12 protein-coding genes are annotated in these 12,792 nt (G+C 44.6%); 8 read left to right on the forward strand and 4 right to left on the reverse strand.

Features of this window, described 5'->3' with window-relative positions; translation table 11 throughout:
• Positions 1-65: 65 nt before the first annotated feature.
• The 4 genes from ACT3ID_RS00400 to ACT3ID_RS00415 form a co-directional block, all read right to left on the reverse strand.
• Positions 66-635 carry a hypothetical protein gene (locus tag ACT3ID_RS00400; RefSeq protein ID WP_491539997.1) on the reverse strand — a complete coding sequence of 190 codons (570 nt, stop codon included), beginning with the start codon at positions 633-635 and terminating at the stop codon, positions 66-68.
• Positions 636-719: 84 nt separating this feature from the next.
• A complete protein-coding gene (nosZ, locus tag ACT3ID_RS00405) occupies positions 720-2,696 on the reverse strand; it encodes a Sec-dependent nitrous-oxide reductase (RefSeq protein ID WP_491539998.1) in 1,977 nt (658 codons plus the stop codon).
• Between the two features lie 43 nt (positions 2,697-2,739).
• Complete coding sequence (locus tag ACT3ID_RS00410) at positions 2,740-3,207, reverse strand: c-type cytochrome (RefSeq protein WP_491539999.1); 468 nt, start codon at positions 3,205-3,207, stop codon at positions 2,740-2,742.
• A 308-nt stretch (positions 3,208-3,515) separates the two neighbouring features.
• Positions 3,516-3,968 (reverse strand): RrF2 family transcriptional regulator, encoded by a 453-nt coding sequence (locus ACT3ID_RS00415; RefSeq protein ID WP_491540000.1) that lies wholly within the window; start codon positions 3,966-3,968, stop codon positions 3,516-3,518.
• 302 nt (positions 3,969-4,270) lie between these two features.
• Here ACT3ID_RS00415 and ACT3ID_RS00420 point away from each other — a divergent pair, with 302 nt between their 5' ends.
• From ACT3ID_RS00420 to ACT3ID_RS00455, 8 genes are all read left to right on the forward strand, one after another.
• Positions 4,271-4,933, forward strand: coding sequence for an energy transducer TonB (locus ACT3ID_RS00420; protein WP_491540001.1), 663 nt, complete (start codon positions 4,271-4,273; stop codon positions 4,931-4,933).
• Positions 4,934-5,028: 95 nt separating this feature from the next.
• Complete coding sequence (locus tag ACT3ID_RS00425) at positions 5,029-5,304, forward strand: hypothetical protein (RefSeq protein WP_491540002.1); 276 nt, start codon at positions 5,029-5,031, stop codon at positions 5,302-5,304.
• Positions 5,305-5,636: 332 nt separating this feature from the next.
• Entirely contained in the window at positions 5,637-6,404 is a 768-nt protein-coding gene (locus tag ACT3ID_RS00430) for an SDR family oxidoreductase (protein ID WP_491540003.1), read from the forward strand.
• A 30-nt stretch (positions 6,405-6,434) separates the two neighbouring features.
• The gene (locus tag ACT3ID_RS00435) at positions 6,435-7,553 is read left to right on the forward strand and encodes an NAD-dependent epimerase/dehydratase family protein (protein WP_491540004.1); all 1,119 of its coding nucleotides are present in this window, start codon (positions 6,435-6,437) and stop codon (positions 7,551-7,553) included.
• Positions 7,554-7,619: 66 nt separating this feature from the next.
• A complete protein-coding gene (locus tag ACT3ID_RS00440; RefSeq protein ID WP_491540005.1) occupies positions 7,620-9,626 on the forward strand; it encodes a GDP-mannose 4,6-dehydratase in 2,007 nt (668 codons plus the stop codon).
• Between the two features lie 10 nt (positions 9,627-9,636).
• Positions 9,637-10,656: an MDR/zinc-dependent alcohol dehydrogenase-like family protein gene (locus tag ACT3ID_RS00445; protein ID WP_491540006.1), complete on the forward strand. Its 1,020-nt coding sequence runs from the start codon at positions 9,637-9,639 to the stop codon at positions 10,654-10,656.
• 11 nt (positions 10,657-10,667) lie between these two features.
• A complete protein-coding gene (locus ACT3ID_RS00450) occupies positions 10,668-11,666 on the forward strand; it encodes a Gfo/Idh/MocA family protein (protein WP_491540007.1) in 999 nt (332 codons plus the stop codon).
• Positions 11,663-12,790, forward strand: a complete 1,128-nt coding sequence (locus ACT3ID_RS00455; RefSeq protein ID WP_491540008.1) for a glycosyltransferase family 4 protein — start codon at positions 11,663-11,665, stop codon at positions 12,788-12,790. Before ACT3ID_RS00450 ends, ACT3ID_RS00455 begins: the two co-directional genes overlap by 4 nt.
• Positions 12,791-12,792 lie beyond the last annotated feature (2 nt).

Consider the following 12,792-nt stretch of genomic DNA (forward strand, 5'->3'; position numbering starts at 1 on the left):
TTCTCAATCCTTTCTTTCCTAAAATTAATCAGCCCAATTGTCGGTGCGGACAATTACGCTGTTTATTATTTATTACTACTGGATTTCCAAACCCAGCTTGCTATCCCCATAGAAATAAGTGATATATAGAATCCGATATGGGGAAGCGAAGTCGCATTAATATTCAATAACTGTTTACTGCCGATTAACGGGGGCTGATAAGTCATACCTGGGACTTTGATCGGTGCACTGGGATCAAGATTATGGCCATAATCATATCCCCAGACGTAGAAGTCGACTAAGCCAGCTATGGCAAACAGCCCAAAAATACCAAGCCAAACCAGGATCCATTTGCGATCTCCCCAGAGAGCAATTCCCAGCCCTGAAATGATCAGAAATCCAAATATATACGGCATGATTTTTAGTTCGGGAATAGAATTGGGATTAATTTCTTTCATCCCGATGTAGTGGTTCAACCCGTTAATATTCTGCAGGTCATTCTTCTCCTTACCCTCAATATTATTGACTGTAATATTCATACCTATTCCTTCAGGGTATTGTGGGGCTTCCATGCTCACACTCCAGATGGGTACAAAATAGATCAGGAGTAAAATCAGGGCCGCAACGGCCATCGCAATCCTTTGTTTAGTATTCATAATCGAGAAGATAAAACGTTCTTTTAGTTAGTTAAGAAGAAGGGAGCTGTCACACTCCCCTCCCCGAGGATTGAGGTTCATTTATTAATTATTACCTGTTCCGTAAGAAATTGGGGTATCCGAATTTTCAGGAGATACACGTACATATCCAGACATCTCCTGGTGCAGAGCCGAGCAGAAGTCGGTGCAGTAGAAAGGTACTACGCCTGCTTTTTTGGGGGTCCATTTAAGCGTTAACGTTTCACCCGGCATAATGAGCAGTTCAGCATTTTCGGCACCCTTGATGGCAAAGCCGTGAGGCACATCCCAGTCCTGCTCGAGGTTTGTCACGTGGAAGTACACCTCGTCGCCTACCTTAATACCCTCAATATTATCGGGTGAAAAGTGGCTTCGGATGGTTGTCATGTAAACATGTACTTTGTTACCATCCCGCTCGACACGCGTTTGCTGCTCACTGGTTGCTGCCCGGGGATGCTTGTTTTCATCGAGGTTGTAGAATCGCTTTTGCCGTTCTTTAACCTTGTCCGCCGTTATAGCCTGGGCGTAGTGTGGTTCGCCCTCGGTGGGGAAGTCCAGCAACAACTGCATTTTTTCACCGGAAATATCAATCAGCTGTGCCGAGTGGAACATTTCGGGTCCGGTGGGCAGGTAGCGATCTTTAGTAATTTTATTAAGTGCTACCAGATATTTACCATCCGGCTTTTGGCTGTCGCCGCCCGGAATCATAAGGTGACCCGGTGAATAATAAGTATCGATGCGGTCGATGACTTCAAGCGTCTCGACATTCCATTTTACGATTTCGGAAGAGATGAAAGCAGTTGTGTAGGCATTACCTTTTCCGTCAAACTCAGTGTGGAGCGGGCCAAGACCCGGATCTTTCACTTCTCCGTGCAGAATAGAATCGTAATTAAGTACGGGTATGCCATTTATTTCATCCTCGAAATCTTCATTTGCGATAGCCTCTTCTATCTTGGCAAACGAATGTACCGGAATCACCGTAGAAAGTTTACCGCCGGCGGCGATATATTGGCCGGTTGGGTCAACGTCAACGCCGTGAGGCGATTTTGGTGTTGGCAGGAAGTACACAATGCCTTCCAGTTCACGAGGATCAAGTACGCGAACTTCTTCAATAACCTCGCTTTTCACTATTCCGCCTTCTTCGTGATCGATGTAGTTTCGATAGTGTTCTCCGGGGATCATTTTACCTTCGCCTGCAGCTGCATATTCAGCCGCTTTTTTCCAGTTAATGGCTGCTATAAAGTCTTTGTCGTTTTTAGAAGCGTTAATTTCTAATAGCGTGTGTGCTTCTTCGCTGTTATAACTGGTGAAGAAAGACCAGCCATCGGAGGGACCTTTGCCCGCATGTGACAAATCGTAGTTATAGCCGGGCATCATAATTTGAAAATCGATGTTCATCTTTCCTTCTTCAGAAACTTTGATGAAGGATATTGAGCCTCCGAAATTTTCTTTATATGAGTCGATTGAGACATCGCTATTTTGCAAGTTCTCATCCATAGGAATGCTAAAGCGAGTTGCTGCCGATACGTATTCGGTATTCGGAGTTACAAAAGATGATGCATGATTACCGGCCGAATTTGGAATTTCGATGATTTCCTGAGTTTTAAAATCATCAAGACCTATTCGGGCAATGCGTGGTGTATTGTTTTCATTGATGAAAATCCACCGTCCGTCAGTTTCGCCATTGGTCTGGGAAAGTTCCGGGTGGTGAGCATCTCCCCAGGGAATAAACCCATCAGTGGTCCGCAGCATATTTTTGGTTTCTTCGCTGTATCCATATCCGTTCACAGGAGCCTGTGAAAAAACCGGAATGGTAAAGATATGTCGCCCTGAAGGCAGGCCATACACTCCGAGCTGACCATTGTAGCCACCTGAGAAGAATCCGTAGAACTCATCGTGTTCTCCCGGTGCTACATATACTTTTTGGGCTGCATCCGAACTGGATCCAAATTCGCCATTCTGCGAGCATCCGAAGGACAAAAGCCCAAAGACTAACAGCGCCGAAAGCGACCACAGCCAGTTTTTATTGATTAATTTCTCCATAGTTATTCCTCGTTATATTAATGTTTAAGTCAACAGTTGTGATTTATTCAGGATTTGAAGCTAAATATTCTACCACCGCCCGAGCCTCTTCATGAGTCAAATTCTGATTGGGCATGGGCGTCAAATATTCTTGCATCAATGATTTTGCAATAGGGTGTTTTTTTATCATCTCTTCCGGATTTAAAATCATGTTCATGAGATAGGCCGGTGTTCGGGCATTTGTAATTCCGCTTAATGGCGGTCCTACATAGCGTTCATCCATTTTGTGGCAGGCCGAACATTTGGTTTCAAATATCTTGGCACCTTTTTCAGCCATTTGTTGGTCGATTTCCTCAATTGTGATTTCTTCGGTGACAGGACCAATACCGTTTTTCATTTCAAAATCTGTTAGTCCGCTTTCATTATCTTTTGAGTTAGATGCATTGTTATTTTCCGGGCTTTCTGCACTACATCCGACGATGAGTGCTAGTGCTAAAACTGCCAGGCATATTGTTAGCTTCAGATATTTCATTGTTCAATTTATATTTAAGAGTATTTTGTATGAAATTATATTTTAAGTAGTGCAATTGTTATGCCAAGATGTTACTAGAGGGTTGTTTTCATGATTGGTTTTTCTCGTTTTCAAGGCTGTTAAACTTTTGATCCTTGTCATGGCTTATATTCACTATTCATCGCTTATTATATTTAAGTTTATTAGGATTTATGTGAAGGGAAGAGATTATTTATTAGTAGAGAATCTCCCTACATTTGCGTCAAAGTAAGTGTTAGCTATTGCAGCATTGCAAGACTTTTGAAATTTGCTTTTGAAATTTTGCAAGATCAGTTCCACACAAATTCACCGTCTGTTGTTATTCGCAAATTTCCTGCCTTCCCTTTATCTGCCAATTCCTTTAGCGTTGTGGTTTGAAGCATTTTTAATATATGCTGCCGGGTTTCTTCCCAGATGTCATGCAGGGGACACGGTTTCTTAGTGCCACATCCCGGCAAACCCAAGACGCATTCTGTAAATGTTTTTTGTCCATCTATAGCGATCACAATTTCAAAAAGCGTTATATCAGTTCCATCTTTAACAAGACGTACTCCCCCGTTAGGTCCTTTATGTGATTCCATTAATCCAGCACCGGTAAGTTGCTGCAATGTTTTTGTCAGAAAGTGAAAGGAGATGTCCAGTTTATCGCTCATTTCGCGGATCGATATATATTTGCCATTGTGATGAGCAACCAGAAACAGCGATGCCCGCAATCCGTATTCACATGATTTAGATAATAGCATCTGGATTAAATTAAGTATTTAAGACATTTAACTCTTAAATATATTCTGAAAATTACTATCGTTCAACTTTTAATCAGTATTAATATCTGTCCCGTTTGTGGCATGTGTCATTGGCAAAATGATCAAATTACCATGGAGAAAATTTGGTGCTTGAAATATTGCAATAGTGCAAATTGGTTGATTCGGCAACTAACTATAGAAGGCTCGAAAGCGGCATATCTACTTTGGTGCGATTGTTGCAATAAATGAAATGTCTTTTGGTCAGATAGGTTGGAAAATTCTTAATTAACCCGGAGGTCGCCATGCGCTCTGATATTAAAAAGCCGAAATATGATCTAAGAAACTATTATACACTTTTACTGGAAGTCGGAATTGTCGTAGTGCTAATGATTTTTATTGTGGCTACAAAAGTAGATTTTGTGGCTAAAAAATCAGAGCTAGTATTAGATAAGGAGCAGGAGATTGTGAAAATGGAAGAGGTTGTGCAAACCGAACAGCTGGATAAGCCTCCACCACCGCCCCGACCGCAAGTACCTATTGAGGTTCCCAACAGCGAAATCGTTGAGGAGCAAATAATTAATTTGGATGCTGAATTAAGTCTGGATCAACCGCTGGATGTACCTGACCCCCCTGATGACCCAAAAAATGAGGATGAAGAAGAGGAAGAGTTCTTTATTGCTGTTGAGCAGATGCCCCAATTAAAGGGTAGTCTGGCTGATCTTCAGAGTAAAATAAGATATCCCCAAAAAGCTCGACAAGCAGGTATAGAGGGGCGGGTAGTTGTACAATTTATAGTAAATGAAAAAGGTGAAGTTGAAAATCCTGAAGTAATTAGAGGAATAGGTGGCGGAGCCGACGAAGAGGCCGTGCGTGTGACAAAAATGGCAAAATTTGAACCCGGCAGACAGCGGGGTGAACCGGTACGAGTTCGCTATAGTTTACCCTTTGTTTTTATGCTTAGGTAATTTATAAAATACTACTCGTGGCTCGGAACATCATGCAGCCGGAGGGAGTTGAAACACTTCGAGAAAAGAAATAAAAAACTAAGAGGAGGTTGCTTATGAGTCAAGAGACCCAACGTACAACAGATCATGAAACCATTCGTAAGTGGGCCGAAGCAAGAGATGGAAAACCTGCTGTCATATCCCGAGATAAAGAAAAGACTGAAATGCTGAGGCTGGATTTCCCCGGTTATGCAGAAGAGAACCTGGAGGAAATAGACTGGGATGAATGGTTCGAAATTTTTGAGGAAAACAATCTGGCGCTGATCTATCAGGAAGAAACGAAAGATGGAGAAAGCAGCAACTTTAACAAGCTGGTAAATCGAGACAGTTGAAGCGATAAGCTCCCAAATCAACTTAAAACTGAGTAGCTAAAAGAAAAGAGATAGCGGTTAGTTATTGTATTTTGCCAGTTGTCAGCATTCGGCTATCTATAACAACGATCCGTATATATAGAGTAGTTGGTAGCAGACGGCTGTCACTTTCTATCCCACGAATAAATCAATTCCCCTCTGACCTTTTTGGCTACTAAAGAGACTAAATTAACTAGTCTTATTACATTCGCATAATAAAATGCCAGACAGTAAAATAGATGTCATTTTTAGGAAGATGCTGCTGATCAGCTGATATATTATTGCTTCAGCTAAAAATAACTGAAAATTAAAAAATGAAAGCTTCTGATTTTACAGATTTAACTGACCAAGAGACTGCCGAAATAGCGGGTTCGAGAGAGGACAAAACGAAAAAACCTTTACGAAAAGCGGTCATTACGGGAGGCGGTTCAGGCATCGGAAAAAGTATAACAGAGAGATTTTCTGACGCCGGTTTTGAAACTGCTACCGCTGACATCAATAATTCGGAATCCATGCCGGGATTGTCATTTTCGGCAGATCTAACACAGCCATCACAGATTGATCAGTTTGTCGATCAGGTCAGGAATGATATGGGCAATCCCGATATATTGATCTGTAACGCCGGTCAGGGTGTCCATGAAAAGCTTACCGAGGGTGATCCTGATACGTGGGAGCATGTTTTTAAGCTCAATGTTTTTAGCGCATTTCGATTGATCCGGGCATTTGTACCAAATATGGTCAAAAATCAGACCGGTGATGTGGTATTCATATCCTCGGTTTCGGTGAAAAATCCCTATCCCTATGGAGGCATTTACTCTGCTACCAAAGCCGCCCTCGATCAGTTAGCTGAAACGCTTCGGCTCGAAGTACAGCCGGATGTCCGGGTAACTGTGATTCATGCGGGAGTGGTTGATACAAATTTTTTCAGCAATATGATTAGCGGCACACAGACTCCCGAAGAGATTGGATGGGGCGCTGTGAAGCCCGAGCAAATAGCAGATGCCGTTTTTTATGCTGTTTCACAGCCGCATGATATTGCACTCAATGATATTGTGATGCGTCCATCGGCGCAGCCGATGTAATAAATCATCTGTAACCAAAAGCAAAACAAGATGGCAGATAAAATTCTGATTACGGGTGGAGCTGGTTTTATCGGTTCACATCTGACTGATGAACTGCTCCGCCACGGGTATGAAGTACGAATTTTAGACAGTCTGGTAGAACAGGTTCATGGATCCGGTTCGGAGAAACCGGATTATTTGAATAATCAGGCAGAATTTATTCGCGGTGATGTACGTGACAAAGAGATGATTAACAAAGCGCTGGAGGGAGTGGATGCCGTCTATCACTTTGCTGCACGTGTGGGCGTGGGGCAAAGCATGTATCAAATCAGCGATTATATGGATGTGAATGACATAGGCATTTCGGTGTTGTTAGAAGCACTTATTGATCGGCCGGTGGATCGCCTGGTGGTAGCTTCGAGCATGAGTATTTACGGCGAAGGTTTATATAAAGATTCCGATTCGGTGCTTTATCATCATGTAGAGCGAAGCAAAAAACAGCTTGCTGAGGGCAACTGGGAACCATTTGATGGAAACGGTCGTACCTTGCGCCCCATACCCACTCCCGAAACCAAAACACCTTCTCTGGCTTCGGTTTACGCTCTTTCAAAATACGACCAGGAACGGCTTGGTATGATTATCGGTCGCTCCTATGATATTCCGGTGACGGCACTTCGATTTTTTAATGTTTACGGCCCGCGGCAGGCGTTATCAAATCCCTATACAGGAGTATTGGCAATTTTCAGCTCGCGTTACTTGAATGATAAACCACCGCTGATCTTTGAGGATGGTTTTCAGCAGCGTGATTTCGTGCATGTTAAAGATATAGCACGTGCCTGCCGATTCGTTTTGGAGACGCCTGAAGCGGCCGACAACGTATTCAATATAGGTAGTGGTGAAGCATACACTATTCGAGAAATAGCCGAAAAAGTAGGTCAGTCGATGGGAAAATCCCATTTAACACCCGAAGTGACCGGTAAATATCGTGCCGGAGATATTCGCCACTGTTATGCCGATATCACGAAAGCGCAATCCGTGTTAGGTTATTCACCTGAAATATCACTGCAAGAAGGAATTGAAGAGCTTGTTGAATGGCTGGCCGGACAGTCCGCAAATGATTATGTAGATAAGGCAGAAGAAGAATTGGCAGAAAAAGGACTGACTGTTTAGACAGCGCTTCAAGAGTTTGTTTCAAATAAAAGAGCACTATCAATCCAAATAAGAGGATTAAGAGAGATGGAGACAATACCAAAACGCAGAGCCGAGGATAAACCAGTTTTAGGGGCACTGGAGTGGTTTCACCTGGGCGACAAAGAAAATGTGGAGAAAGCGATTCAGCAGATCCATGAAATTGGAATTGATGAGTTACGGACGGGTGTATCATGGGCCGATTATCATACACCCGAAGGTGTCGAATGGCTGGATTGGTTGATCCCGAAGCTTTCCGAGCATGTTAATATTCTACCCTGCTTGCTCTACACCCCTCCTTCTATTGGGATTGAACCCAAGACCTCGGCCCCTCCGCGCTATCCGGAATATTTTGCGGATTTTACAAATACAATACTGCAAAAATATGGACAGTATTTTGACTGGGTGGAACTTTGGAACGAACCCAATAACACCAGCGAATATGATTTTCGGCTGGATTCTGACTGGAGCATTTTCAACGAATTTGTCGGCGGAGCTGCAGAAGTTGTAAAGGAGTATGAGAAAAAAGTATTACTGGGCGGTATGAGCCCAATTGATCCGGGTTGGCTGCGACATATGTATGATATTGGTTTAATGGACCAGGTGGATGCGGTGGGCATTCACGGTTTTCCCGGTACGTTTGATACCGACTGGGACGGTTGGGATATAGCGGTCGGGCAAATCCAGGAGGTGATCGATCATTACGATGCGAATCAGGAAATATGGATTACCGAGGCGGGATACTCTACCTGGCAGCAGGATGAAAAACAGCAGGTCCAGGAATTTGTAAATGTGTTGGATGCTCCCGCCGAGCGCGTCTACTGGTATTGCCTGAATGATTTGAGCCCGCAAAAAGAGACTATAGATGGCTTCCATATTGATGACCGTGAGTATCATTTTGGTATGGTAGATACGGCCGGACGTCCCAAACTGCTCTATCGCTTATTGAAAGACTACGGTATCAGTAACCTGGATCGCTTCCCATGGATTATAGATTCACACAACACAGTTCCCGAAGGTGAAAAAAGTATATTGATTACCGGTGGAGCAGGTTTTATCGGCACGAATCTGGCGCACCAGCTATTAAGTGAGGGGAAAGCTGTAACTATTTTGGACAGTCTGGAGCGTCCTGGTGTGGAGACTAATCTCAACTGGTTGAGACGTCGTCATAAACATAATTTGAATATCAGGGTTGCAGACGTGCAGAATAAATACAAGGTGCGCGAAGCTGTGGAAGAGGCTGAATTCATTTTTCACTTGGCCGCCCAGGTAGCCGTTACAACTGGTTTTGAGCATCCCTTTCATGATTTTCAAACCAATTTGGTGGGCTCTATGAATGTGTTAGAGGCCGTTCGCCAAACAGACCACCAGCCTCCTGTGGTTTTTACTTCTACCAACAAAGTGTATGGGGATTTGTCAGAGAAAAATTTAGTACTGGGTGATAAGCGATATATGATGAAGCCCGAAAAGGTTGACGAAAATCAACAGCTGGATTTCAAAAGCCCGTATGGATGTTCAAAAGGATCGGCTGATTCGTATATCAGAGATTATGCCCGCACGTATGGACTGAAAACAGTTGTGTTTCGGATGAGCTGCATTTACGGTCCGCACCAGTTTGGTACCGAAGATCAGGGGTGGGTGGCTCACTTTCTCATTCAGGCGCTGAAAGACAATCCCATAACAATTTTCGGCGACGGAAAACAGGTGCGGGATATTCTCTACATCCAGGATCTGGTAAATGCCTTTGAACTAACCTACGATCAGATTGATCAGCTTGCCGGTGAAGTCTTTAATATCGGAGGCGGATATGAAAACAGTATCAGCCTGAGAGAGTTTATCAATGTTATAGAAGAACTCACCGGCGATAAAATTACACTTTACTATGATGACTGGCGCCCTGGTGATCAGAAATACTACGTCTCCGATACCGAGAAGTTTAGTTCGATGACCGGGTGGAAGCCTCGTCACAATATCACAGAAGGCGTAAGTGAACTATACGAATGGCTGTTGCAAACAGATGCTGTCGAGATTCCCGATAAAACTATAACTGCTTAATCTATTTGTTATGTCTCCGGATCCAAAAACAATACCACGAAAGCCAGATACGCAGAAAAAAGTAATGCAAGCTGCTGTAATAACAGCACCGCAGCAGGTAGAGATACAGCAAAAACAGGTGCCCGATCCAGGGCCTGATGAGGTGCGAATCCGGCTGGAAGGTTGTGGATTATGTTGCTCGGATTTACCGGTTTGGGAAGGCAGAGAGTGGTTTTCATATCCTGTGGAACCAGGTAGCCCGGGTCATGAAGGATGGGGCGTGGTGGATGCCGTGGGTGAAAACGTAAAGACCATTCACCGGGGATATCGGGTGACGGGCCTCTGCTACAATGCTTACGCCGAATATGATGTCGCAAAAGAAACGGAGGTGGTAGAGTTACCCGACAGTCTAAGTAGTCAGCCTTTTCCGGGTGAACCATTGGGATGTGCCATGAATATCTTTCGGCGAAGTGAGATCAAACAGAATATGACGGTGGCAATTGTCGGGATCGGCTGGCTGGGATCGATGCTGGTGCAGTTGGCCAAACATGCCGGCGCTACTGTTATAGCATTGTCACGACGGAATTCATCCCTGAGAAATGCTGAACGTTTTGGTGCCGATTATGTGTGGAATATCAGAGATAAGAAAGATGATGAAATAGCTGATGTGGTCGAAGAAGTTACTGGAGGAGATCTGTGCGATTGCGTCATAGAGACGGCCGGGAAGCAAGAGGCGCTGACACTAGCCGCAAAGCTGACCGGGATTCGGGGCCGCCTCGTTATTGCCGGGTACCATCAGGATGGCGAACGAACGGTTGATATGCAGATGTGGAACTGGCGTGGTATGGATGTGATCAATGCACACGAACGTAATTCTGATGAATATATCAAAGGGATGCGTGAAGCAATTAAATATATCAGCAGAGGAATTTTGGATCCCTTTTCCCTGGTCACACATACTTTTCCTCCGGACCGCATACAGCAGGCGTTTAAGATGCAGCAGCAAAAACCGGAAGGTTTCACAAAAGCTCTTATAAGATTCGACAGATGAAGAACTCTTTGATGGCAACAAAACCAAAACTTGGATTTGCCGGTGTAGGCTGGATTGGTAAAAACCGGCTGATGGCGATCAACGAGCAGCAGATAGCAGAGATAAAGGCAGCAGTTGATCCCGACGATGAAGCCGTGCAAGAGGTGAGAAAAGAAATTGATGACGTCCAGCATATTTCTTCTTTAGAGGCTATGTTGGATAGAGATATCGATGGAATTGTTATAGCTACACCCAGTGCTTTGCATGCAGATCAGGCATTGGAGGCGCTGAAAAAAGGAAAGGCTGTATTTTGCCAGAAGCCGCTCGGCAGAAATAGAGAGGAAACAGAACGTGTGGTGAATACCGCACGTGAACAAAACCTGCTGCTGGGAGTCGATTTTTGCTATCGCCATATCCAAGCGGCTCAAGAAGTGAAAGAGGTGGTACACTCAGGAGAGCTGGGAAATATTCATGCTGTCCGCCTGACTTTTCATAATGCGTATGGGCCGGATAAGGACTGGTACTATGATCCGTCTCTGGCGGGCGGTGGATGCCTGATGGACTTAGGCATTCATCTGGTTGATCTGCTTTTTTGGGTCTTGGGCGAAGACGAGATCCACCACCCTGAGGGACAGATGTATCAGAAAGGTAACCTGTTAAGCAATCGGGATGAACAGGTCGAGGATTATGTAACTACTCAATTCTCTGTCGGAAAGAATATTTCCGTGCAGCTATCCTGTTCGTGGAATTTACCCGTAGGAAGAGACGCTGTTATTGAGGCTGCTTTTTTTGGAGAGAAAGGGGGTGCGGTTTTCCGCAACGTGGATGGCTCATTCTATGACTTTACGGCTGAGAAGTTGGTAGGTAGTTCCGTAGAAAGGCTTGCAGGCCCGCCGGACGAATGGGGTGGCAGAGCGGCCGTGGAGTGGAGCAGTAAACTTGCAGAGAGCAATAAATTTGATTCCGCAGCGGAACAATATATTGAAGTAGCCCATGCACTGGATCTTTTATATCAAAACTGTTTGTCATGAGGTTAAGATCACTGCCAAATACCGTGCTGATGACCGCCGATACTATGGGTGGCGTGTGGCAGTATGCGCTGGAGCTAAGTAAAGCGCTACAGGAGTACGAAATTGAGATACATCTGGCTACAATGGGACGGAAATTATCTGACAGCCAATGGAGAGAATCCAAAAAAATATCGGCCCTGACTATTCACGAGAGCGATTATAAACTGGAATGGATGGATGAGCCGTGGGATGAGGTGGATCAGGCGGGGCAATGGCTACTTGAGCTTGAGCGAAAGATTCAGCCCGACTTGATTCACCTGAACAACTACGCCCACGGCCATTTATCCTGGAATGCACCCGTACTGATGGTTGGTCATTCCTGTGTTTTATCTTGGTGGCAGGCGGTTAAGGGAGAGCCGGCACCTGACGAATGGGACACGTATACCCGGCGCGTAATGCAGGGACTACAACATGCGGACTATGTTGTAGGGGTCAGTTATCACATGTTGAATCAGCTGGACAATTACTACGGGCCATTTTCCAACTTCAACTTTATTCACAATGCAAGAAGTGCTGAGGATTATACGCCCGGTGATAAAAAGCCATTCATTTTCAGCATGGGACGACTGTGGGATGAGGCAAAAAATATTTACCAATTGACAGAGAGTGCTGATCGGCTGGAGTGGCCGGTTTTTGTGGCAGGAGAATCCCGGGAAAAACTACCGGAATCAGAAAATCTGACAATACTGGGCCAACTCCCCACAGATGAGGTAAAGCAATGGTTGGCCGGGGCAGGCATTTATGTATTGCCGGCACGATATGAGCCTTTTGGACTTTCGGTTCTGGAGGCGGCGCTGTCGGGCTGTGCATTGGTATTGGGTGATATCCCCACGCTGAGAGAGATCTGGGGAAAAGATGCCTTGTATGTGGATCCCGATGATGCCGACGAGCTGAAAGCGAAAATTCAATATCTAATCAACAACGATGAGAAGCGGAAAAAGCTGGGTGGTCAGGCAAGGCAGCGGGCTCGTTACTATTCCCCCGACCGGTTTGCCGCAAGATACATAGAAACGTATCGCAAACTTCTTGCGGAAGAGCAAAATCAGATTAGTAAGAGAAAATTAAATATTACCAGAAAGTTTTAAAA

This window comes from Fodinibius sp. GM108 (genome assembly GCF_058386985.1).

Bases quoted from the DNA above. Each gene is read 5' to 3' on its own strand.
- ACT3ID_RS00400 (WP_491539997.1), bottom strand. From the start codon at position 635: ATGAATACTAAACAAAGGATTGCGATGGCCGTTGCGGCCCTGATTTTA.
- nosZ (WP_491539998.1), bottom strand. From the start codon at position 2,696: ATGGAGAAATTAATCAATAAAAACTGGCTGTGGTCGCTTTCGGCGCTG.
- ACT3ID_RS00410 (WP_491539999.1), bottom strand. From the start codon at position 3,207: ATGAAATATCTGAAGCTAACAATATGCCTGGCAGTTTTAGCACTAGCA.
- ACT3ID_RS00415 (WP_491540000.1), bottom strand. From the start codon at position 3,968: ATGCTATTATCTAAATCATGTGAATACGGATTGCGGGCATCGCTGTTT.
- ACT3ID_RS00420 (WP_491540001.1), top strand. From the start codon at position 4,271: ATGCGCTCTGATATTAAAAAGCCGAAATATGATCTAAGAAACTATTAT.
- ACT3ID_RS00425 (WP_491540002.1), top strand. From the start codon at position 5,029: ATGAGTCAAGAGACCCAACGTACAACAGATCATGAAACCATTCGTAAG.
- ACT3ID_RS00430 (WP_491540003.1), top strand. From the start codon at position 5,637: ATGAAAGCTTCTGATTTTACAGATTTAACTGACCAAGAGACTGCCGAA.
- ACT3ID_RS00435 (WP_491540004.1), top strand. From the start codon at position 6,435: ATGGCAGATAAAATTCTGATTACGGGTGGAGCTGGTTTTATCGGTTCA.
- ACT3ID_RS00440 (WP_491540005.1), top strand. From the start codon at position 7,620: ATGGAGACAATACCAAAACGCAGAGCCGAGGATAAACCAGTTTTAGGG.
- ACT3ID_RS00445 (WP_491540006.1), top strand. From the start codon at position 9,637: ATGTCTCCGGATCCAAAAACAATACCACGAAAGCCAGATACGCAGAAA.
- ACT3ID_RS00450 (WP_491540007.1), top strand. From the start codon at position 10,668: ATGGCAACAAAACCAAAACTTGGATTTGCCGGTGTAGGCTGGATTGGT.
- ACT3ID_RS00455 (WP_491540008.1), top strand. From the start codon at position 11,663: ATGAGGTTAAGATCACTGCCAAATACCGTGCTGATGACCGCCGATACT.